Source organism: Dubosiella newyorkensis (assembly GCF_001945605.1).
GTDB lineage: Bacteria > Bacillota_I > Bacilli_A > Erysipelotrichales > Erysipelotrichaceae > Dubosiella > Dubosiella newyorkensis.
Genome location: NZ_MPKA01000093.1, coordinates 1 through 21,962, shown reverse-complemented (window position 1 = coordinate 21,962; position 21,962 = coordinate 1). Strand labels below are relative to the sequence as shown.

Genomic DNA, 21,962 nt, shown 5'->3' with positions numbered 1-21,962 from the left:
GAATCTCGGTAAATACTAGATCTTCTTTATGAGCAGTGGTATTCGTTTCCATAGGGTAGCCACCTCCTGTGGTTACTCTACTTTAACTTTCATCAGGCTGCTACCCGCTGTTTTAATTCCCGCTTACCTTTTTTTTATTCAACATATAATAAGGACGGTTTCTTTTCTGACGTAAAACTGTTATGATGATGGATATGAAAGATGGGGGATTTTATGAAAGGCCTTAGAAAAGCGCAAATCGTCATGATGTGGTTGTGGATCATCGTCTGCGTGATCATGACTTGGGCAGCCAACGCGCCCGTATTTCCATACATGTATTTGATCAATGTTGTATTGATCTATGTGATCGGCTCGCTGATGAAACGCCGTTATATGCGAAACAAAAAAATCAGAAAGGGCAGTCAATGGGCTCTTGTTCTGTCCGACCAGGATAATTACGAACTCGTCCGCTTCGATATGCTTGTCGCAGGCGCCGAAGCCTTATTGTCATTCTTGATGATGTACAATAACCAAGAATTTTTTCAATGGGTGATGATCTTCTCGTTCGATATCATTCTTGTTTATATCGGAATCAACTATGCCGATAAGAAATGGTTCTCGAAAACAAAAGAAGCAAGCATCCAAAACCGGAATTCCAATAAAGCGAAACACGTTTCCACGGCCACCAAGACAAAGAAAAAATATCAAACAGGCAAAAAGAAAAAATAAACTTTCCAAAGATGAAAAGCAGAGTTTAAAGTCTTCCGATCGATTCGGAGCGATTTTCACTCTGCTTTTTCTCTCTATTTTTTCTCAGATCGAATGCTCAAGCACTCGCTTTTTGAATCCTTCGATATCGGAACATTGTAAAGCTTGAATGCTCAGATCCAGTCGATCGTGCGCCTGAAGCCACTGCAATATTTCGAGATCTGTTTGTTTGGTTTCTATTCTGCCTCGTTCTAAGCCTTGACTAATTCCTTGATTCAAGATCTTCTTCGTCTTTTCTTCCGAAAAATAATTGAAAACATGCTCCATATCGTTCTGACCTCCTTCTTCCAGTTCCTCCCATTTCTCTTTAGGAACGTTCATTGACGACAAGGTGGACAACAAGCGCGCCACCATCGCAAAATGATCCAGCTTCCCTTTGAATGTGAATTCTTTCTTTCCTTGCCGGCTCAGCTTGATGAACTTCGCGATCTCTTTCATATCGCTTTGAAACGATTCGATCGTCTCGTCTTCCAACGCGCCTAGATCGATCACTTTCGCTCGAAAATCGGGAATGAATTCTTCCAATGCCCCTGGCACTTCGATCAGCTCATAAATCGATTTCGCCTTTTCCCATGGCTTTTCCAATCCAAAATACAATACGAAAGTGATCACAGGAACGAGCGGTCTCTTGTGCGAAAGCAGTCTTTGATAGACGCTTGCGTTGTAGTTCATGATCCTTAACGATATTGTACCATCTTTCTGGGTCTGGTTCTCGACGCCGACCATCAAAATACACGCGTTTTCCTTGACCCATTTTTTTAGCACGTCTCTTTCGATTTCCGAAATTGCTCCCGAGTCGTCTCGCTTTCCAGCTCGTCGGCCCGCATCGATTCTAGACCCGGGATCAGGATACGACAAAAATCAAAAAAATGATCCCAAAAAGGGAAAAACATTCAAAAAGCGATACAATCCTAGAAAAGAAGATCGTATAAGAACAGAACTCAAAAAAAGGGACTAAAATTAGAAAAAAAGAAAGATTAAGATAATATAGAAAAGAAAGAAGGACAAACATGAACTATACCTATAAAGAACTACAAAACGGAAGCGACATTCGAGGTGTCGCGTTAGAAGGTGTTGACGGTGAAGAAATCAACCTCACCCAACAAGCTGTCAAAGACCTCGCCATGGCCTTTTCCCAATGGCTGCAACAAAAGACAGGCAAAGAACAAGTCAAGATCGCGATCGGACGAGATTCCCGCTTAAGCGGACCTGCACTTGAACAAGCCGTTATCGATGGACTCTTGCTTACAGGAGATACGATCCTAGAGTGTGGACTTTCAACTACGCCAGCCATGTTTATGGCCACCCAATTTCCACAATCCAACTGCGATGGAGCGATCATGCTCACCGCCTCCCATTTGCCATGGAACCGCAACGGTATGAAATTCTTTACGAAAGAAGGCGGACTAGAATCCAAAGACATTTTATCCTTGATCCAGCTTGCCGATACATTGGAAGAAAGTGGAAAACCTTTTGGATCGTTGAGCAAATTCGATCTGATGGACCTATACGCGATCCATCTTCAAAACTTGATCAAAGAACAAGTCCAAGCAGACGATTATGAGCATCCCCTCAAAAATTTGCATATCATCGTGGATGCGGGCAATGGGGCTGGAGGATTTTTTGCCACCAAAGTTCTCGGCCCACTTGGTGCCAACATCAGCGGCAGCCAATTTCTAGAACCTGACGGCCATTTTCCAAACCACATCCCGAATCCTGAAAATAAAGAAGCGATGGAAAGCATTTGCCAAGCAGTCAAAGACCATCAAGCGGATCTAGGCTTGATCTTCGATACCGATGTCGATAGATCCAGCGCTGTCGATGAAAATGGCGATCCGATCGCACGCAACTCGATCATCGCTTTGGCAGCCCTGATCGCAGCCAAAAAAAAATCCACACACGACCATCGTCACCGACTCGGTCACAAGCGATGAGCTCCACGACTTCCTCGAACAAAAAGGAATGCGTCACCATCGCTTCAAACGTGGATATAAAAACGTGATCAACGAAGCCATCCGACTCAACCAAGAAGGGATCGACACACAGCTCGCGATCGAAACAAGCGGCCATGCCGCCTTTAAAGAAAATTTCTTTTTAGACGATGGCGCCTACTTAGCCGCCCTCATAGTCGCTTATGCGCTAAAAAACCCATTAAGCAAGACATTGAACGATCTAAAAGAACCTTTGGAAAGCGAAGAAGTCCGCATCAAGATCACAAACAACGATTTTAAAGAGTACGGGGAAAACGTCATTCACGAAATCCATAAAAAAGCAGAACACGCACCCTACATTTCTTTTGCCGATTCGACCTTTGAGGGAGTGCGCCTTAATTTTGATTCTGAACATGGAGATGGATGGCTTCTTGTTCGAATGAGCCTTCACGATCCGATCTTGCCATGCAATTTGGAAAGCAGAAAACAAGGCGGCGTTGAAACGATGAAAACATGGCTCAAAGAAGCCCTATATGACAAAACAGACCTTGATTTGTCCGTTTTGGAAGCATAAAAAGGATTTTGATTGGCGAAGAGCGAAAATCTTGTTATGATGTGACTAGAACAAAAGAGGCCTTTCGGGGCACCACGCTCAAAGGATTGAAGAAATTCAATGATCATATCGTGGATTTTGCGGGGGTTTCATACCCTTTGATCGTGGCAGCTCCTTATAGGAAGAAAGGATTTAAGAAAAGGAAAACGAAATGGAGGTAAGCGCCTCCGTTTCGTGATTTTTTATACAATGTTATCAAAAGATGTGATATACTAAAGTCAACTAGAGGACTTAATACATTATGAAAACAATTGGTTGGATCTTAATGATCGTAAATACTTTACTAGGATTCTACGCGCTCGTCCTCCATTTGACAGGAGCGAGCTTCGCCACTTCCGTTTGTGTTTTTTTGAGTATTGGAATGACCTTTAAGATTGCTGATCAATTCGAACTTCCGATTCGAAGCGACAGAACGCACGGATGAGTCTGCGTAAGCAGGCTTTTTTTCTGAACAAAGAAAGGCAGAATATGATTTATATATTAGAAGACGACGCATCCATCAAAACGATGCTTTCCTATGCCATCCAAAAAGAAGACGAAACAAAAGGCTTTGAAAAGCCATCCTTGTTTTGGAAAGCCCTCAAAGAAGAAGCTTGCGACCTCATTATCCTTGATTTGATGCTCCCGGAAGAAGATGGGCTCACCATCTTGAAAAAGCTCAAACAAGATCCCAATTGGGAAGATATTCCCGTGCTTATTTTATCTGCCAAAGACAGTGAAGTCGATAAAGCGATCGGACTCGATCTTGGAGCGGACGACTATCTAGCCAAACCCTTTGGCATCATGGAACTCCTCTCTCGCATCAAAGCGATCAAAAGACGCTATGAAAAAACAAAAAAGAAACAGAGCTTCAAACAAATCGGCCCAGTCGTTTTCGATGCAGAAAAACATCAAGTCAAAGTCGACAACGATCCTATCGAACTCTCCTATAAAGAATTCAACCTTCTGCGCGTGTTGATCGAAGCGCAAGGCGCAGTCGTCAAACGCGAAGATCTTCTCGAACAAGTATGGGGACCTTATTATGAAGAATCCCGCACTCTCGATGTCCATATTCGAAAGCTTCGAAAAAAACTAGGAAACGCGGGCACCTTGATCAAGACCGTCAAAAATGTAGGATACCAAATGAGTGATGAATAAAATACAAAGAAAAGAGTGGGACCGCCCACTCTTTTGCTTATAAAAGATGAATATTGTTTTCCTCGCAGATCTCGATCATTTCCTGAGGCCAAAGACTCGCCTGCACTTCGCCAATATGCGCCTTCTTCAAAAGCAACATGCACAATCTCGACTGACCGATCCCGCCACCAATCGTATAAGGAAGTTCGCGATTTAAGATCGCTTGATGAAATGGAAGCGTCTCTCTTTCAAGACAACCTTCGATCTCGAGTTGTTCATGGAGCGAATTCTCATCTACGCGAATACCCATGCTCGAAATCTCCAAAGCTTGCTGTAGCGGCTCATACCAAAATAAAATATCGCCATTCAATTCCCAATCATCATAGTCGGGCGCTCTTCCATCGTGCTTTTCGCCATTGCTCAATCGCTGCCCGATCTTCATGACAAACACACAACCAAGCTCTTTGGTGATCGCGTTTTCTCGCTCCCTAGGCGAAAGATCCGGATAAATATCCAGCAGCTGCTGAGAAGTGACAAAATGAATCGTTTCCGGCAGACGATTGACAGCCTGCGGATATTTATACCACACTTCATGCTCCATGTGCTTGATCACTTTAAAAATCTGCTCCACATGTTTTTTGAGCGTCTGTACGTTCCTTTGCGAAACATCGATCACCTTTTCCCAATCCCATTGGTCAACATAAGCCGAATGCAAATTATCCAGCTCTTCGTCTTTGCGGATCGCGTTCATATTCGTGTACAATCCTTCATTCACATGAAAACCATACTTTTTTAAAGCCATCCGCTTCCACTTGGCTAAAGAATGCACGACCTCGATCGGCTCGTTACTCATTTCTTTCATAGTAAAAGAAACAGGCTCCTCCGAACCATTGAGATCATCATTTAGACCGGAAGAGCGCTCGACGAACAATGGCGCCGAAATCCGCGAAAGACTAAGCTCTCTGCCAAGCTCTTTTTGAAATGTGTCTCGAATATATTTGATCGCTTCTTGCGTCTCGCGAACCGACAAGACAGGATCATAATCTTTAGGTATTGTGATTTGCATAAAAAATCCTTTCCACTCTTTTCATGAATAGCAAAACTATACCACAATATCCCATAATTGGGGTAAAAACTATGAAAAGCAAATGAATTGTTTTTCAAACACTGAAAACGCTATGATAAAAACAAATTGGAGGTTCTTATGAAACTAGAAAATGAATTAGAAGAATTTGCGTTGGCGATGTTTGATCGATCCATCGAAAATCTTAGCGATAAAGAATGCTACGTGATGCTTCTTAATTTCGTAAAAAAACAACTCGCCAAAGCAGAACCAGTCAAAGGAAAGAAAAAACTCTATTATATTTCTGCCGAATTTTTGATTGGAAAACTGCTCTCCAACAACTTGATCAACTTGAAGATCTACCATGAAGTTAAAGATATCCTTGAAAAAAACGGAAAATCTCTCTCCGAGATCGAAGATATCGAATTAGAACCATCTTTGGGAAATGGCGGACTTGGACGATTGGCAGCCTGCTTCTTAGACTCCATCACCACCCTCGATTTATATGCCGATGGTGTTGGCCTCAACTATCACTTAGGCCTTTTCCTGCAAAAGTTTGAAAATAAAGAACAAAAAGAATATCCAAATCCATGGATGAGCGAAGACAGCTGGCTTGAAAAAACCGACGGCCAATTCGAAGTTCCATTCAAAAATCTGACGCTCCCAAGCCGCATGTATGAAATCATGGTTTCTGGATACAATGGAAAAACGAATAAACTCAAATTATTCGATCTTGATACAGTCGATGAGACGATCTTGGAATCTGGCATCGGCTTCGACAAAAAGAATATCGAAAAGAATTTGACCCTTTTCCTTTATCCAGACGACAGCGATGAAGATGGAAGAAAACTCAGGATCTATCAACAATATTTTCTTGTATCTTCGGCTGCCCAAATGATCATGCAAGAAATGAAGGAAAAAAATATCGATCTCCATGAGCTTCATAAATACGCCGTTGTGCAAATCAACGACACCCATCCATCGATGGTCATTCCAGAACTCATTCGTCTATTGATGGAAAATGGACTCGATTTCGAAGAAGCGATGCATGAAGTCGAACAAACGTGCGCCTACACGAACCATACGATCTTAGCAGAAGCGCTCGAAACATGGCCATACCATTATTTAGAAGAAATCGTTCCACAACTGATGCCAATTATTGAAAAACTTGACCAAGTCGCAAAAGAAAGAAGCAACAATGAAGCAACCTTCATTATTGACAAAAACAACAACATCCATATGGCCAGCATGGATATTCATTTCTCCAAGTCGACCAATGGTGTCGCGGCGATCCATACCGATATCTTAAAAAATGAAGAGCTCCATTCGTTCTATGAACTCTATCCAGAAAAGTTCAACAATAAAACCAATGGAATCACATTTAGAAGATGGTTGTTCGAAGCCAATCCTGAACTCACCAAATTTTTAGACGAGCGCATTGGAGAAGGCTATAAAAAAGACGCTCTCGAATTAAGAAAACTGCTTGAATACAAAGACGATCTCAAAACGCTCGATGAACTTAGAGCGATCAAGCACATCAAAAAACGCCAGCTCAAGACGTATTTGCGAGAAAAACAAAATATCGAAATCGACGACCACTCGATCTACGACATCCAAATCAAACGTCTACACGAATATAAACGCCAACAAATGAATGCGCTCTATATTATCGATCAATATTTGAGGATCAAGCGCGGCGAATATCCAACCCATCCGATCACGTGCATTTTTGGCGCAAAAGCCGCACCAGCCTACATTTTAGCCAAAGATATCATTCACGTCATCTTGACCCTTGCCGAGCTCATCGACCAAGATGAAGTAGTCAAGCAACATCTTAGAGTTGTGATGGTTGAAAACTACAACGTGACGAAAGCCGAAAAACTCATTCCGGCTGCCGATATCTCGGAACAGATCTCGCTTGCCTCCAAAGAAGCGAGCGGTACGAGCAACATGAAATTCATGCTCAATGGGGCTGTGACCTTAGGAACGGATGATGGAGCCAATGTCGAGATCCACGACTTAGTCGGAGACGATAATATTTATATTTTTGGCGCCAAAGCCGATGAAGTCATCGACCACTATAAAAATCAAGACTACCATTCATATGATCTCTATCGACAAAACGCGCATATCCAAGAACTCGTCGACTTTATCACGAGCGATAAAATGATGGATCTTGGCAATCCAGAATTGCTCCAAGCCGTACACGACGATCTCATCAACAAAGACTGGTTCATGACCCTTCTTGATGTAGAAGCGTATATCGAAGAGAAACATAAGATCATGGAAGCGTACGAAGACCGTCTTGCTTGGTCGAAAAAGATGCTTGTCAACATCGCCATGGCCGGCTATTTCTCGAGCGACCGCACGATCGAACAATACAACGAAGACATTTGGAAACTTGAAAAATAATCAAAGGAGAAAAATATGAACAACAGTGCATTTGGAACGACCGTTAAAGCTGGCATTTCGTTTGGAAGCGCCTTAGCGATGGTCATCAGCTATGTCAATTGGCATTCGATCTTCTGGGCGATCATACATGGATTGCTCGGATGGATCTATGTCATCTATTTCATTATTTTTCACTAACGAGGAAGCGCGTCTTCCTCTTTTTTTTGTTAAAATGAAAAGAAGAAAAGGAAGATGATCGAAATGAAGTCGAAAAAGAAACAAGAAAACAAATCCAATGTGCTTTTTCATCCCGAATGTCTGTATTCTGAAATGCCGAACGAATCATTTAAGCTACATGTCCTGCAATTTGTCCAATTCGATGAGCCAAAACGAAGAACGCCATGCATTCTCTTGATCCAAGAAGGTCCCTTTTTTTTACCTTCATTAGTAAAATTCGCAAAGAAAGGGTATACGATCGCGCTTGTCGAGCTTCGAGCGAACGATCGCTTTCCCAATGTCATCTACGATATAAAGGAAGCTGTTCGCTACATGAAGAAGAATGCAGGCACCTACAACATCGATCCAGATCAGATGGTTTTGATGGGAGGTGAAGCGGCCGTGCTTGCAGGTTTTACGTCCCTTTCACATCGTCTGGATCAAAGCGAGGAAGACTGCCAGATCCACGCGATCATCGATCTATATGGCAAAGTTGAACCATCCCAAGAAGAGGTAGAACTCGATGAAGAAGCGCATCGTAAATGCTGCAAAAACTATTTGTTCGAAAACTTTGGACCGATCTTGATCGTTCATGGAAAAGAAGATCCGATCGTGCCGATCGAGCAAAGCGCAAGACTATATAAAGCGCTCAAAAAAGCGAACAAAGAGACGCAGATGATCATTCTTGAAAAAGAAGGGCACGGCGGTCCGGCGTTTTGGAGCAAGAAAATGCGCAACCACTATGATCGATTCATTAAATCTTGTTTTCAGAAATGAAACATTTTCAAACGATATTGAAATCATTTTCAATTAGTGGTAACTTAAACAGTATCAGAAATGGAGATGAGATCATGGATATCAAATTTGAAGAAGCTAAGACACTAAAGGAAAAACCAACAGGAGCGCTAGGCTTTGGAAAAATATATACCGATTATATGTTTATTGCGGATTATGACGCTGATCAAGGCGGATGGCACGATGCGAGGATCGTTCCATTTGGACCGATCGAGCTATCGCCAGCCAGCATGGTCCTTCATTATGCGCAGGAAACGTTTGAAGGATTGAAGGCCTATCGTACTAAAGATGGTGTGATCCAGTTGTTCCGTCCCGAAATGAATGCCCGTCGCTTTATGAATTCGAATGAACGTCTTAGCATGCCTAAAGTGCCAGAAGACATGTTTATAGACGCAATCAAGGCATTGGTTGAAGTGGAAAAAGACTGGGTGCCTAACGAAGAAGGAGAATCGCTCTATATTCGTCCTTATATGTTTGCGACAGAAGCGAGCGTTGGCGTACATCCTGCCACTTCCTATAAATTTGTTATTATTTGTTCGCCAGTAGGCGCATACTACCCAGAAGGAGTCAATCCTGTCAAGATCTGGGTCGAAGACGAATATGTTCGCGCCACACCAGGCGGTACGGGATTTACAAAGTGTGGAGGCAACTACGCTGGTTCTTTGAAAGCGCAAGAAAAAGCCGAAGAGCAAGGCTATACCCAAGTGCTTTGGTTAGATGGTGTTCATAAAAAATACGTGGAAGAAGTCGGATCGATGAACGCGATGTTCGTGTTTGGAAATACAATTGTGACAGCGCCGATCGATGGAACCGTCCTTCCAGGCGTAACACGCGATTCGATCATCCATCTTTTAAAGGATTGGGGCTATACGGTCGAAGAACGCCATATGCCTATCGATGAGCTGATGGAAGGCGCGAAAAATGGAAAGCTGACAGAAGCGTTTGGAACGGGTACAGCTGCTGTAATTTCACCAATTGGGGAACTTTGCTTCAAAGGAGAAAAAGCGGTGATCAATGACTTTAAAACGGGAGATCTGACACAAAAACTTTATGATACTTTAACAGGCATTCAATGGGGCAATGTTGAAGATCCATTTGGCTGGACGCAAGAAGTCGTTCGTATCCAAGAATAATAAAAGAGAAAAAGAAAAAAGATTCATCCGAGCGGAAGAATCTTTTTTAATGCTTGCGCGATCAGGAAGGCGATCTCTTTTTGACCTTCTTGACTCGGATGCACTCCATCAAAAGAAAGCCAAGACGTTTTAGAAAGGGAATAGAGATCGATGACAGGCAAGCCTTCCTCTTTACCTGCTTCGAGCACGATCTCTCTGATCTCTTTGAGCTTATGATCTTCATAAACACCAACATTCATTTTGATCGGAGTGATCAAGATCACCAAAGAAGAGGCGTATTCACCAATCAAATCGAGCAGCTCTTCCTTGAACGTTTTTTTGCTCGTCCAATACCATACATCATTGGCGCCAAGAAACAATAAAACGACATCGAAGGAAGAAGCGAGGCTTCTTAAAAAGGCATTCGTGCGTGTATAGGCCATATCAAATTGAGATTGAAGTGTCGCGCCGCTGCTTCCTAAGTTGTAAATAGTGGCTTCGGGAAAATACGCTCGCAATAAAGCGGGATAGCTTTCCGTATCCGGAGAGGCAAGCCCCCAGCCTTCTGTGATCGAATCTCCAGCGCATGCGATAGAAAAAGGATTCATACGAATAAAATATCACATAATTTAAGCAGAAATATCGTAAAAATATGGGTTAAGGTGTACAATACACATAATTGAAAGGGGAGATCGCATGCAAAATTGGAAAGCATTCATCACCAACATGCTGATCTATTGGAGCGTAGGGTTCGCTTTGATCTTGCTGTATCATGAACAATATGAAGCTTGTCTGTTCTTGCTTATGATATTTGGATTCAGTTCATGGCTGAAATGGATCCTACATGGGAAAGAAAAAAATGAAGAAATCGATTCATGAATTTACATTTTCTTTCAAAAAATTTCATTCTCTCGCTTTACAAACCCGGTTTTAAAGCGTATGATACAACCATACAAATAAACCGATGATGAAGAGATCAAACAGAATGCTGTGCTGAAGCGAATCCGGGAGGGTGCAAGCCGGAGAGCAAACGGTTCTGCAAATGGACTTCTAAGGGCGAGGTGAAATTAAGTATCCAAGCCGGGACTTTCCCGTTATAGAAAGATGAATGTGTTGGCATTCGTAAAGTGGGTATTCGTTGATACCAATTCAGGTGGTACCGCAGAATTGAAATTCTGTCCTGTGTCGTAAGATACAGGACTTTTTTGTTTAAGAACCATTTTATGAAAGTCTCTGAAGAAGAAGGAGAAAAAACTATGAAAACAAGATCTTTAAAACTATTATCCGCATTTTGTGTATCGGCGACGCTTCTGACAGGCTGTTCTTCTGCTGAGAAAAAAGTACCAAAAGTTGGAGTAGCGCAAATCGTATCCCATACCTCTTTGAATACGATTCGTGATGCGTTCAGCGACCGTATGGAAGAATTAGGTTATAAAGATGGAGAAACGATCGAATACGATTATGCCGACGCGGCAGGGCAGCCATCGAATTTGACATCGATCATGTCTCAATTTTCCGATGAGGGCAGCGATGTGATCGTCGCGATCGCCACCCCGACCGCTCAAGCGGCCGCGAATTACGCGGATACGATCCCTGTCGTTTTTTCGGCGGTATCGGATCCTATTGGGGCTGGCCTCGTTTCTTCTTTAGAGAAGCCAGGTGGCAATATCACAGGAACAAGCGATGAAGTACAAGTCGATCAGATCATCGATCTAGCGCTCCAGATCAATCCAGACTTAAAAACGATGGGCTTCTTATACAATGCGGGCGAAGCCAACTCGGTATCGAATTTAGAAAAAGCGAAAGCGTATTGTAAAGAGAAAAATATCGAATTGATCGAAGGAACAGGGAAAGATATGACAGAATTGCAGTCCTCCGCTTCGGTTCTTGTTGAAAAAGTCGATGCGATGTTCTCTCCAAATGACAATACAGTCGCTTCCGGTTTCGTGGCTCTGTCCAAAATCGCTATGGACGCGGGCATTCCTTATTATACGGGGGCGGATTCCATGGTGCAGGATGGAGGCTTTGCGACGGTTGGCATCAACTACGACGAGCTTGGTCATGAAACGGCCAATATGGTCGATGAGATATTAAAAGGCAAAAAAGCCGGCGATATCCCAGTCAAAGTATTCAAGGACGATTTGAACATCTATGTGAATAAAGCGTATTTAGAAAAACTGAACATCACATTGCCAGAATCGATCCAAAACGACGATAATTTGGTCATGGTAGGTGAATAGACGATGTCGCTTGCGATCTTAACAAAAGCTGCTGAGCTCGGCTTGATCTTCGCTGTTCTTTCCTTAGGCGAATATATTTCCTTTCGTGTCATGGATAATCCCGATTTGACGGTGGATGGATCCTTCGCGACAGGCGGCTGTGTATGTGCGATGTTTACGATCAATGGCAACCCCATTCTAGGTTTGATAGCCGGCTTTCTTGCCGGCTGTCTTTGTGGTTGTATCACCGCCTTTTTACAGACAAAAATGAAGATTCAGCCGCTTTTGGCAGGCATTTTGACGATGAGCGGATTGTATTCGATCAACATCCGCATCATGCAGGGAGCTCCAAACGTCTCCTTGTTTTCGAGCAACACGCTCAAACCAGTTTGGACGCTTCTTTCCAATGCGAATACGCAATTGTTCGTTTTGATCGGAATCGTGGCTCTTGTCGCTTTTCTGCTCTATATTTTCTTTAAGACCAATCTAGGCTTGATGCTTCGAGCCACAGGAGACAATGAAGAAATGATCCGGGCTTCAAGCGTCAATGTGGATTCGATGAAGTTTCTAGGTTTAGGCTTATCGAACGCGATCGTCGCTTTATCGGGCGCTCTTCTTGTTCAATACCAAAATTTTGCCGATGTAACAAGCGGAACGGGCATGTTGGTTCTAGGGCTTGCGGGCATCATCGTTGGTGAGACGATCTTTCGCAAACACACGATCGCTTCTGGATTGTTGGCTGCCGTGTTTGGAGCGATCTTATATCGGATTTTATATACGATCGCGCTCAAGCTTGGGTTCGCGGCGACCGATATGAACCTTGTCTCCGCGGTATTGGTCGCTGTCACGATCTCGATTCCGCATCTAAAAAAGCTAAGGAGGAAGAACCGTGCTTAAACTCGAGCATATCAACGTCATCTACAATGAAGGAACAAAGCTTGAAAAAAGAGCGCTGGACGATGTGTCGGTCCATATTCGTCCTGGCGAATTCGTGACGATCTTAGGAAGCAATGGCGCAGGAAAAAGCACCTTCTTTAATGTGATCACAGGCCAAGCGCCGACCCAATCCGGGAACGTCATTCTCGATGGTAAAGACATCACCCATGAAAAAGAGCACATTCGTTCGAAAACGATCGGACGCCTCTTTCAAAATCCGGCCCAAGGAACAGCGGCAGGCTTGACGGTTGAAGAAAATCTAGCTCTTTCTGCCCACAACAACGCCTCCTTGTTCTCTTTTGCGGTCAAGAAAAAAGATATCGCTTTGTTCCAAAAGAAGCTGAAGGTGCTCAATATGGGTCTAGAAGAACGCTTGAAGACGCCAATTGGCTTGTTGTCGGGCGGACAAAGACAAGCAGTCGCCTTGATCATGGCAGTTCTCAATCCGCCAAAGCTCTTGCTTCTTGACGAACATACGGCCGCGCTCGATCCGAAAAGCGCCAAAACGATCTTGGAAATCACCGACCAGCTTGTTCGAAGCGAACAAATGACAGCGTTGATGATCACTCACAATATGTCGGACGCTTTAAAATATGGGGATCGGCTTTTGATCTTCAATGATGGAAAGATCACCAAAGATTTTTCAAAAGAGGAAAAGGAAAAGCTCAAGCCAGCTGATCTATTGGAATTTTATGAAGTTTGACACATAAAGTGAGGAATGGTAGACTAAAAGCACGAGGTAAATGTTATGAAATCAATGGTAGACGAATTAAATAGCGTTCCTGTTCGTAAAACCGTTAAGACAACGATTGAATACGACTGCAAAAAACCAGAAAAAGAAGATGAAGTATTCGATGCGGTACGAGATATCGTAACGAACCATTTGGATGATTTCTCAAAGATCACATATGATCTAGATCCAACACGTCATACTGTGAAAGTCGAATTGAACGAACAAAAATAAACACGAAAAGCACGGATATTCCGTGCTTTTTTTGGATCATGAATCGACTTTCATTCTCGACATGAAATAGAAAAATTTGCCAAGCGCGTATTTTTGAAGATCGATCCATTCCTGCTTCGAAATCGAAGAGCCAGTCTGCATGATCTCCATCATACCACTTGGAAACTTAGCTAAAAGGTTGGATGAGACAAATCCATTTCTTTGATAGAATTTTTTGCGCGCGATGCGCTGCGCGAAGTGTGCAGCCTTTTCATCCAGCTGTTCAATCATCAATACGATCTTTTGATTCGCGTACTTTTCCTGGATCGCCTCGAGCAGACAACTTCCAGCCCCATGGCCTCGAGCTTGTTCAGAAATTGCGAGATATAGATCTTCTTGATCTCGCTCCACTGATCTTGAGGATTTATTTTGGTTTTCATTTTTTATTTATCCAATCTATTTGCCAAGGAGAACAATAAGGGATACAGTAACTGTAAAGTCAAGGTGAAACTATGAAAGATGAAAACTATAAATTCACAACAGGAGAATTTGCCAAACTCAATGGGATCAATAAACGAACACTTCATTATTACGATGAGATTGGTTTATTTTCGCCAGCCATAAAAAAAGAAAATGGCTACCGATACTACACGTGTTTTCAAATTGTGGAACTCGAATTGATCATGACGCTTCGAAAAGTAGGATTGTCGATCGAGGAAATCATAGAATATCAAAAAAATCCGTCCAAAAAATCATTTTCAGAAATCGTTCTCGAAAAAAGGAAGACGATCCAAAAATCGATCGAGGAATTGCAGGAAGCGCAGGCTTTCTTGGAACAAAAGTCCAAAATACTCGATATGAGCCTTCATGCGAAGATTGGAGAGATCGAAGAATTGAGGGTTCCGGCCCAAAAGATCTTATTGAGCGAGCCGATCCAAGGATCCTATGGAGAAAGCGACTTCAAGAAGGCGGGCGCCTTTTCGATGCGTCTTAAATCGATCTTTGGTTTGTTCGATAGCTTTGGAAGCCGTATCGAAATCAATAAGATCAAAGAAGGCAAGTTCCAGGACTATGATCGTTTTTTTGCGTATGGAAACGATCGGCAAGAAGAGTGGGATGAGATCCGCCCAGAAGGAACGTATCTTCGAACCTACTCTCTAGGTGATTGGAACCATCTGAAAGAAACGTATCGAAAGATCATCCAATACGCCGAAGCGAACGGATATGAACTAACGGGATATGCCTACGAAGAAGGGCTCAATGAAATGAGCATTGCTTCAGAAAACGAGTATATGACTATGATCACGATTGGTGTAAAAAAGAAGGAGAATGCTTGAAACGGCATTCTCCTTTTATGGTTTCTTTTTAAATAATGAGCCAAGCAATACCGCGATCACGAGCGCGCCTGCGCCTACAAACAAAAATATGTTTTTATTGGTAAAAGCGAACGTGATCAACATCGCGGAAGCTAAAAAATAAAAGATCATTGAAACATAATTCATGCGATTTTCTCTTTCGATCTTGTCTCCATCGGCTTGATTTCTTTTTTATAGGTCTGGATCAAGTAAGCAACACCCATGATGAGCGCGACAGTTTCCGCGATCGGGAAAGCGAGCCAAACCATATCCAAAGAATGCGCGATAGAGAGAAAATAAGCCACAGGCAGAAGGACGACAAGCTGACGAACCAAAGAAATCAGCAAAGAACGGACTCCATGACCAAACGCTTGCTGGACAGTCGAGCAAATGATCGAGATCCCCGCCAACAAAAAGTGCGTCGAAATGATCCGCAAAGCCGGAACTCCAATATTGAGCATCGTTTCCGAAGCGTTGAAGATCCCAAGCAGCGTTGCTGGCATCCATTGGAAGATAAGAAATCCAATGACCATGATCAAAGACGCGTAAAACAAGGAAAGCTTGATCGTATCCATGATCCTTTTTGGCTTGTGAGCGCCAAAATTGTAGGCCAAGATCGGCACCATCCCATTGTTGAGCCCAAAAACAGGCATGAATACAAAGCTTTGCAGTTTGAAGTAAACGCCAAAGACAGCCGCAGCTGTTGTCGAGAAGCCGATCAAGATCTTATTCATGCCGAAAGTCATGATCGAGCCAATCGAAGACATCAAGATGCTCGGAACACCAATACTATAGATTTGTCGAATGACAGGCATCTTGAGCTTGAAATCGTGAAAAGAAAGCTGGACCTCCGGGTTGAATTTATGGTTGAGCAAGATTCCAAGCAAAGCGCCACAAATTTGACCGATCACAGTCGCAACAGCAGCGCCTGCGATCCCTAGTCGAGGCGCCCCGAACAAGCCAAAAATGAAGATCGGATCCAAAACGATATTGATCAAAGCGCCAGCCGCTTGTGTATACATCGTCAAGATCGTCCTGCCTGTCGATGCGAGAAGTTTCTCGAACGCGATCTGAATAAAAAGTCCGATCGAAATTACCGAACAGATCCGCATATAAGCGGTTCCTCCTTCTACGATTTCGGGAACATTGGTTTGCATCGCGAAGAAATTCCGGCAAAAGACGATCCCTAAGATCGCGAATACAAGCCAAGACATCAACGCTAAAAACACCGAATGATCCGCGATATCTTTCACCGCTTTATGATTCTTTTCGCCAAGCGCTCGAGAAAGAAGCGCGTTGACACCGACTCCCGTGCCGACTGCCACCGCGATCATCAAGTTTTGATAAGGGAACGCGAGCGAGATGGCCGTCAGTGCGTTTTCGCTGATCTGAGCAACGAACATCGAGTCGACCACGTTGTATAAAGCCTGTACGAGCATCGAAATGATCATTGGGATCGACATCGTGACGAGCAGCTTATTGACAGGCCAGACTCCCATCTTATTTTCCTTCATGTCCATCATTACACCCTCCTAATCCATTTAATTATACGGAAGATTGTTAGATGTTCAATCCATTCATGATAAAATGCCCACGAGGAGGGAATTTATGCTATTATCCACACCCGTCAAAAACGTGATTCGTTTGAGTATTCCGGCGATTCTTGCCGAACTTTCTTCCACTTTGATGCAGTATATCGACGCGAGCATGGTCGGCTCGTTAGGAAAAGTCGCTAGCGCATCGATCGGCCTTGTCGCTAGCAGCACATGGCTGATCAATGGGATCGGTATGGCGTGCGCGACCGGTTTTGCCGTGCAAGTCGCACAAAAGATCGGCGCCGATCAAAAAGGACAAGCTAGAACGATCGTCTCATCCGCAAGAAAAGCGAGCTTTTTGCTTTCGATCTTCATGGTGGCAAGCGGGATCGCTCTTTCAAGACCTTTACCTATTTTGCTGCAAGGAGATGCGCCCGTGCGTATAGGCGCTAGTCAATACTTTTTTGTTTTTGCTTGTTCGCTGCTCTTCGTCTATTCTAGACAGCTTTCCAGTATGATCTTGCAATGTGCAGGCGACATGAAGACCCCAAGCAAGCTCAATATTTATTTATGTGGTTTGGATATCGTGTTCAATGCCTTTTTTATCTTCTTTTTACGCCTAGGTGTGCTCGGAGCGGCTTTAGGGACCGCCTGCTCAGAAATCTTGATCAGCGTATGGATGTTCAAAGCCGTCGATTTTCATTTTGAAGGGATCCATAAAGAAAAGGAATCGGGAGCGAAGATCCAGAAAACGGCTCTTCGTATCGGTTTGCCTATCGCTTTGGAAAAGTCGGTCGTCAACTTGGCTCAGATCTTGCTGATCCGAATCATTTCGCCACTAGGAACGGTCTCGATCGCAGCCAATTCTCTTGCGGTGAGCGCCGAAAGTCTTTGCTATATGCCTGGCTTTGGCATCGGCAATGCGGCAACGACGCTGGTGGGCCAAAGCATCGGAGCCCGTCAGCCTGAGCAAGCCAAACAATATGCTTATACCGCAACGCTTCTAGGGATCGGGTTTATGAGCTTTATGGGCGTGTTGATGTTTATTGGAGCTCCTTTGATTTTTAGGATGCTCACAAACGATCCAGAAGTGCAAGCTCTAGGAGCTCAAGTGCTGCGGATCGAAGCGTTCGCGGAACCGTTTTTCGCTTCAAGCATCGTGATCGCTGGCGCTTTGCGGGGCATTGGCGATACGTTGGTACCTAGCCTTTACAATTTGATCAGCATGTGGGGCGTGCGGATCGTTCTTTCTTTTTTGCTTGCCTCGCGTTTTGGGCTTCAAGGCGTATGGAGCGCGATGGCGATCGAACTTGTGTTTAGAGGAATGTTGTTTATTATTCGCCTTTTTCGCAAAGATTGGAAGAACTCTTCTTTGTTTGAAGCAAAAAAGGAAGGACCCCATCTAGACTTGTCAGGATCTTAGTGGCTTTTTCAGCGAATTCTGGATCCGGGAATTTTAGATCTGGCACACATAAAACAGGGATGTTGGCTCGATAAGAAGCGAGGATCCCGCTTTCTGAATCTTCTAAAACGAGAGCTTCTTCAGGCTTGGATCCGACTTTTTCGCAAGCTTTCAAAAAGATATCAGGATGCGGTTTTCCGTTCTTGATCTCATCGCCGCAAATCGAATCGGTAAAATAGTCGGTAAGTCCAGCTTGGGCGAGGATCTTATTGACGCGTTCTCGGCTAGAGCTCGTGGCTAGAACGATCGTATACGAATTTTTCTTCAAATACTGAAGCAGGGAGACTAAGCCTTGTTTTAGAGGGACGCCTTGGTTTTCGAAAGTATCTTGGATATATTGGTTTACGTTGTCGGCGACTTCGTTTTCGTCCAACACGTTTCCATACCATTCTTTGATCTGGGCTCGGATCACTTTAGCTTGTTTTCCTAAAAACAGCTTGTAGCGTTCCATAGAAAAAGGGATCCCATACTTTTCAAACTCATGGACATACCCATTGTATGTTACTCTCTCGCTATCGATCATTAAACCATCCATGTCGAAAATTATTGTATTTATCATAAAATTCCTCTTTTCTTTCTTATATTCTATGGGGTTTTTCTTGGAAAAGATAGTTCACTCTTTGTTTTTCGAAGAAAAAATAATAAAAGAAAGAAAGGATTTGAAAATCGTAAAAAATATTGAAGGAATCTGTCTATGAAAATTAAATAAAAGCACGAATATTTAAATACAAGTATAAAAACTCAAACTTACCTCCGGTAAAGTGCAAGTATATTAAAAATAATTAAAAAAATAGGATAAAAAATGAAATTTTACTCAAGTAAATACTAGACATCTTTCTGGGATTGGTTTATTATACAAGTGTGAAGAAAGATAAAGATCACTTAGCAGCAACCGATCGATCTCTCTTTGCTGGAAAAGGAGGACTACGTACTGAATAGGAACAAAGTGAACCCACATGATCACAATGACTATGGAATGAAGCCTCCAAAGGTCAAGCCAGTCCCTCATAATAGTTTTGATTAAGATAATCCGACTGGAATGGCTTTATACCTGCCTTTTGATGCGAAACTCTCTATATTTCTTCCTAATTAAAAACGGTCAAAAAGCAGAGATCATCTAAACTACGAATACACGTCGCATACGATAACATCATAATATTCCCTAGCAGCACGTATTGTGAGCGTATATGTAGAATTCCCAATGGATGATAAAAAGTAAACATTTTATTGAAATATTCCTCTAAAAATTCACTTAATTGTAAAATCATTAACCCAAAATAAAGAAGCAGACTTCCCACCTGCTTCTTTATTTTTTTAGCAATCAATTGTATAATGATATAATGAAAGAAGGTTTTTATGTCTCTAGATTTCAGCAAGGAGGCTTTGCCTCTCTATGTCCAGTTAAAGACGATCATCAAGAATAGAATTTTAGACGGGACTTATGCCTATGGCGATCAGATCCCTTCTGAAAGCGAATTCGAACGTCAACACAATATTTCACGTATCACGGTGCGCCGCGCTATTTCAGACCTTGAAAAGGAAGGCTATGTCATTCGCTCCCGTGGAAAAGGAACGCATGTGATCTACAATCATAACTTACCTGAACAATTCAATCGGATCCGCTCTTTCACCGATGAAATGAAGCATTTCAATATGAAAGCGGGCACTTCCTTTTTAGAAGTCGGGCTTGTCATCCCACCAAAAGAGGTACAGATCGCATTTGATCTTGAACCCGATGAAAAAGCGTTTTGCCTAAAGCGGGTCCGGACAGGAAACGGAAAGCCGATCGTTTATTTTGAAAACTATTTTCCAACTTATTTAGATCTTCCGATCGACGATACGCTTTATAAAAATTCCGTATATACTGTATTGAATGAAAAAGGGATCATGCAGCCTGTCCGCGCGATCGAGAATTTTAAAGCGCGCAACGCAGATGAAGATATCGCAAAAAAATTGTGCGTGGCGAAAGGCGATGCGACGTTGATCCGCACTCGATATGGGTATAATCGAGAAAATGAATTGATCGAATATACGATCGCGCATTATCGTGGAGATATCTATTCTTTTTCGGTCGAACTCACAGAATAAAGACGCAAGTCTTTTTTCTTTTCGAACTTATTGCAAAAAAATAAGAAAAATAATAAAATAGAAACAACGAAAGGGGGATATGATGTATCAATGGATCAACGGGAATTCCTATATGAATCAAGTTACGTTTTATCCGACCAACATTACGCTCAACAGTACGGCGGCCTCTCATTTTTCCAATGTTCGTTATGTGCGGATCGGGATCGATCCTCAAAAAAAGAAAGTCGCGATCATGCCTGTTGAAAAGAGCGTGATCGAGAGGAATTGTATCCCAAAAGAGCAGCTGCAAAAGATCTCGATCGGGAAAGGGTATGGTCGCATCAGCAATAAAGCGATCATGCATCAAATCTATACGACTTTGCATGTCGATGTGGACACACGAAAATATCCCGCTACATTTGATGAAGAAAACAACTTGTTAGAGATCGACTGCACGAACGAGATATGAGGTGATTGAAATGTTCGGAATGAATGCTGTATGGATCTGGCTAGGCATAGCGCTTGTTGCTTTGGTGCTTGAAATACTGACTCCAAGCGCTTTAGTGAGTATTTGGTTTTGCGTCGGTGCTTTGATCGGAGCGCTGCTTGCCTTGTGCAAAACTTCCTTCGAGATCCAGATCGTCGGATTTTTTATCGTATCGATCGTATCGATGTTGGTCGTTCGACCGATCGCTTCCCGGTATTTGCGAGGAAACATCGTTCCGACCAACGCGGATAGGATGATCGGACAAGTCGGGACACTGACTAAATCGATCGAGGACGGACACTGGGGAGAAGTTTATATTTTATCGACATACTGGTCGGCGACCTCTTGCTCGAATGAACCGATCAAAAAAGGAAGCAAAGTCAAAGTATGTTCGATCGAAGGGGCGAAACTCGTCGTCGAGCCGCTTCATAAATAAAGGAGAGAATATGATTAAACTGATTGTGATTGTTTTGTTTATTGTTTTGGTGATTGGAATCTTGATGAGCGTTATTCGCATCGTTCCTCAAGCTAACGCTTATGTCGTAGAACGTTTAGGCGCCTACTATGCAACATGGCATACAGGGATCCATTTTCTCGTTCCATTTCTTGATAGAATCGCGAATAAAGTGACCTTGAAGGAAGTTGTTAAAGATTTTGAGCCGCAACCAGTGATTACGAAGGATAATGTGACGATGATGATCGATACGGTCGTTTACTTCCAGATCACAGATCCTAAGCTGTATACCTATGGTGTCGTTAATCCGATCAACGCGATCGAAAATTTGACAGCGACAACGCTAAGAAACATTATTGGCGACCTTGAACTCGATGAAACGCTGACTTCCCGCGATATCATCAACACAAAGATGCGCTCGATCTTAGATGAGGCGACCGATCCTTGGGGAATCAAGGTCAGCCGTGTCGAAGTCAAAAACATCATTCCGCCGCACGATATTCAAGAAGCGATGGAAAAA

General features: G+C 43.1%; 27 protein-coding genes. 20 read left to right on the top strand and 7 right to left on the bottom strand.

Features of this window, described 5'->3' with window-relative positions; all coding sequences use genetic code 11:
* The first annotated feature begins 213 nt into the window (after nt 1-213).
* Nucleotides 214-708, top strand: coding sequence for a hypothetical protein (locus tag BO225_RS09935; protein WP_076342073.1), 495 nt, complete (start codon nt 214-216; stop codon nt 706-708).
* 84 nt (nt 709-792) lie between these two features.
* Here BO225_RS09935 and BO225_RS09930 read toward each other — a convergent pair whose 3' ends face one another.
* The gene (locus tag BO225_RS09930; RefSeq protein ID WP_143356818.1) at nt 793-1,512 is read right to left on the bottom strand and encodes an Rpn family recombination-promoting nuclease/putative transposase; all 720 of its coding nucleotides are present in this window, start codon (nt 1,510-1,512) and stop codon (nt 793-795) included.
* Nucleotides 1,513-1,757: 245 nt separating this feature from the next.
* Here BO225_RS09930 and BO225_RS12560 point away from each other — a divergent pair, with 245 nt between their 5' ends.
* The 4 genes from BO225_RS12560 (at nt 1,758) to BO225_RS09910 (ending at nt 4,428) form a co-directional block, all read left to right on the top strand.
* Nucleotides 1,758-2,681: a phosphohexomutase domain-containing protein gene (locus BO225_RS12560; RefSeq protein WP_198936128.1), complete on the top strand. Its 924-nt coding sequence runs from the start codon at nt 1,758-1,760 to the stop codon at nt 2,679-2,681.
* On the top strand, nt 2,653-3,252 hold the full coding sequence (locus tag BO225_RS12555; RefSeq protein WP_198936129.1) for a phosphohexomutase domain-containing protein: 600 nt from the start codon (nt 2,653-2,655) through the stop codon (nt 3,250-3,252). The genes BO225_RS12560 and BO225_RS12555 overlap by 29 nt, the downstream gene beginning before the upstream one ends.
* Before the next feature lie 280 nt (nt 3,253-3,532).
* Nucleotides 3,533-3,715, top strand: coding sequence for a hypothetical protein (locus BO225_RS09915; RefSeq protein WP_076342070.1), 183 nt, complete (start codon nt 3,533-3,535; stop codon nt 3,713-3,715).
* 44 nt (nt 3,716-3,759) lie between these two features.
* Nucleotides 3,760-4,428 carry a response regulator transcription factor gene (locus BO225_RS09910; protein WP_076342069.1) on the top strand — a complete coding sequence of 223 codons (669 nt, stop codon included), beginning with the start codon at nt 3,760-3,762 and terminating at the stop codon, nt 4,426-4,428.
* A gap of 37 nt (nt 4,429-4,465) precedes the next feature.
* Here BO225_RS09910 and asnA read toward each other — a convergent pair whose 3' ends face one another.
* Nucleotides 4,466-5,473 carry an aspartate--ammonia ligase gene (gene asnA / locus BO225_RS09905; RefSeq protein ID WP_076342068.1) on the bottom strand — a complete coding sequence of 336 codons (1,008 nt, stop codon included), beginning with the start codon at nt 5,471-5,473 and terminating at the stop codon, nt 4,466-4,468.
* 138 nt (nt 5,474-5,611) lie between these two features.
* On the opposite strand from asnA, the gene BO225_RS09900 reads away from it, so the two are divergent.
* The 4 genes from BO225_RS09900 (at nt 5,612) to BO225_RS09890 (ending at nt 10,005) form a co-directional block, all read left to right on the top strand.
* The gene (locus tag BO225_RS09900; RefSeq protein ID WP_076342067.1) at nt 5,612-7,882 is read left to right on the top strand and encodes a glycogen/starch/alpha-glucan phosphorylase; all 2,271 of its coding nucleotides are present in this window, start codon (nt 5,612-5,614) and stop codon (nt 7,880-7,882) included.
* Between the two features lie 15 nt (nt 7,883-7,897).
* Nucleotides 7,898-8,059, top strand: a complete 162-nt coding sequence (locus BO225_RS12550; protein ID WP_198936127.1) for a hypothetical protein — start codon at nt 7,898-7,900, stop codon at nt 8,057-8,059.
* 54 nt (nt 8,060-8,113) lie between these two features.
* Nucleotides 8,114-8,854: a prolyl oligopeptidase family serine peptidase gene (locus tag BO225_RS09895; protein ID WP_076342066.1), complete on the top strand. Its 741-nt coding sequence runs from the start codon at nt 8,114-8,116 to the stop codon at nt 8,852-8,854.
* A 74-nt stretch (nt 8,855-8,928) separates the two neighbouring features.
* Nucleotides 8,929-10,005, top strand: a complete 1,077-nt coding sequence (locus BO225_RS09890) for a branched-chain amino acid aminotransferase (protein ID WP_076342065.1) — start codon at nt 8,929-8,931, stop codon at nt 10,003-10,005.
* Nucleotides 10,006-10,028: 23 nt separating this feature from the next.
* Here BO225_RS09890 and BO225_RS09885 read toward each other — a convergent pair whose 3' ends face one another.
* Nucleotides 10,029-10,592, bottom strand: a complete 564-nt coding sequence (locus tag BO225_RS09885; RefSeq protein ID WP_076342064.1) for an SGNH/GDSL hydrolase family protein — start codon at nt 10,590-10,592, stop codon at nt 10,029-10,031.
* An 88-nt stretch (nt 10,593-10,680) separates the two neighbouring features.
* Here BO225_RS09885 and BO225_RS09880 point away from each other — a divergent pair, with 88 nt between their 5' ends.
* The 5 genes from BO225_RS09880 to BO225_RS09860 all read left to right on the top strand — a co-directional run bounded on the left by BO225_RS09880 (nt 10,681) and on the right by BO225_RS09860 (nt 14,103).
* Nucleotides 10,681-10,863, top strand: a complete 183-nt coding sequence (locus BO225_RS09880; protein ID WP_076342063.1) for a hypothetical protein — start codon at nt 10,681-10,683, stop codon at nt 10,861-10,863.
* A 377-nt stretch (nt 10,864-11,240) separates the two neighbouring features.
* Nucleotides 11,241-12,224 (top strand): ABC transporter substrate-binding protein, encoded by a 984-nt coding sequence (locus BO225_RS09875; RefSeq protein WP_076342075.1) that lies wholly within the window; start codon nt 11,241-11,243, stop codon nt 12,222-12,224.
* Nucleotides 12,225-12,227: 3 nt separating this feature from the next.
* A complete protein-coding gene (locus BO225_RS09870; RefSeq protein ID WP_076342062.1) occupies nt 12,228-13,100 on the top strand; it encodes an ABC transporter permease in 873 nt (290 codons plus the stop codon).
* Nucleotides 13,093-13,842: an ABC transporter ATP-binding protein gene (locus BO225_RS09865; protein ID WP_076342061.1), complete on the top strand. Its 750-nt coding sequence runs from the start codon at nt 13,093-13,095 to the stop codon at nt 13,840-13,842. Before BO225_RS09870 ends, BO225_RS09865 begins: the two co-directional genes overlap by 8 nt.
* A gap of 45 nt (nt 13,843-13,887) precedes the next feature.
* Nucleotides 13,888-14,103: a hypothetical protein gene (locus tag BO225_RS09860; protein ID WP_076342060.1), complete on the top strand. Its 216-nt coding sequence runs from the start codon at nt 13,888-13,890 to the stop codon at nt 14,101-14,103.
* Between the two features lie 36 nt (nt 14,104-14,139).
* On the opposite strand, the gene BO225_RS09855 is transcribed toward BO225_RS09860, so the two are convergent.
* Nucleotides 14,140-14,493 (bottom strand): GNAT family N-acetyltransferase, encoded by a 354-nt coding sequence (locus BO225_RS09855; RefSeq protein ID WP_158023833.1) that lies wholly within the window; start codon nt 14,491-14,493, stop codon nt 14,140-14,142.
* Between the two features lie 101 nt (nt 14,494-14,594).
* Between BO225_RS09855 and BO225_RS09850 the strand changes: the two genes are divergently transcribed.
* Nucleotides 14,595-15,419, top strand: coding sequence for a MerR family transcriptional regulator (locus tag BO225_RS09850; protein ID WP_076342058.1), 825 nt, complete (start codon nt 14,595-14,597; stop codon nt 15,417-15,419).
* A gap of 15 nt (nt 15,420-15,434) precedes the next feature.
* Here BO225_RS09850 and BO225_RS12425 read toward each other — a convergent pair whose 3' ends face one another.
* Together BO225_RS12425 and BO225_RS09845 are read right to left on the bottom strand one after the other, a co-directional pair.
* A complete protein-coding gene (locus BO225_RS12425; protein ID WP_158023832.1) occupies nt 15,435-15,584 on the bottom strand; it encodes a hypothetical protein in 150 nt (49 codons plus the stop codon).
* On the bottom strand, nt 15,581-16,960 hold the full coding sequence (locus BO225_RS09845) for an MATE family efflux transporter (RefSeq protein WP_076342057.1): 1,380 nt from the start codon (nt 16,958-16,960) through the stop codon (nt 15,581-15,583). Before BO225_RS09845 ends, BO225_RS12425 begins: the two co-directional genes overlap by 4 nt.
* 85 nt (nt 16,961-17,045) lie before the next feature.
* Between BO225_RS09845 and BO225_RS09840 the strand changes: the two genes are divergently transcribed.
* A complete protein-coding gene (locus BO225_RS09840; protein ID WP_076342056.1) occupies nt 17,046-18,395 on the top strand; it encodes an MATE family efflux transporter in 1,350 nt (449 codons plus the stop codon).
* Here BO225_RS09840 and BO225_RS09835 read toward each other — a convergent pair.
* The gene (locus BO225_RS09835; protein WP_076342055.1) at nt 18,307-18,993 is read right to left on the bottom strand and encodes an HAD family hydrolase; all 687 of its coding nucleotides are present in this window, start codon (nt 18,991-18,993) and stop codon (nt 18,307-18,309) included. The genes BO225_RS09840 and BO225_RS09835 overlap by 89 nt on opposite strands.
* 797 nt (nt 18,994-19,790) lie before the next feature.
* Here BO225_RS09835 and BO225_RS09825 point away from each other — a divergent pair.
* From BO225_RS09825 to BO225_RS09810, 4 genes are all read left to right on the top strand, one after another.
* Nucleotides 19,791-20,522 (top strand): GntR family transcriptional regulator, encoded by a 732-nt coding sequence (locus BO225_RS09825; protein WP_076342053.1) that lies wholly within the window; start codon nt 19,791-19,793, stop codon nt 20,520-20,522.
* A gap of 79 nt (nt 20,523-20,601) precedes the next feature.
* Entirely contained in the window at nt 20,602-20,970 is a 369-nt protein-coding gene (locus tag BO225_RS09820; protein WP_233120322.1) for a hypothetical protein, read from the top strand.
* Between the two features lie 10 nt (nt 20,971-20,980).
* Entirely contained in the window at nt 20,981-21,424 is a 444-nt protein-coding gene (locus BO225_RS09815; RefSeq protein ID WP_083632183.1) for an NfeD family protein, read from the top strand.
* A gap of 64 nt (nt 21,425-21,488) precedes the next feature.
* The coding region (locus BO225_RS09810; RefSeq protein ID WP_419185479.1) for an SPFH domain-containing protein at nt 21,489-21,962 on the top strand (474 nt) is incomplete at its 3' end.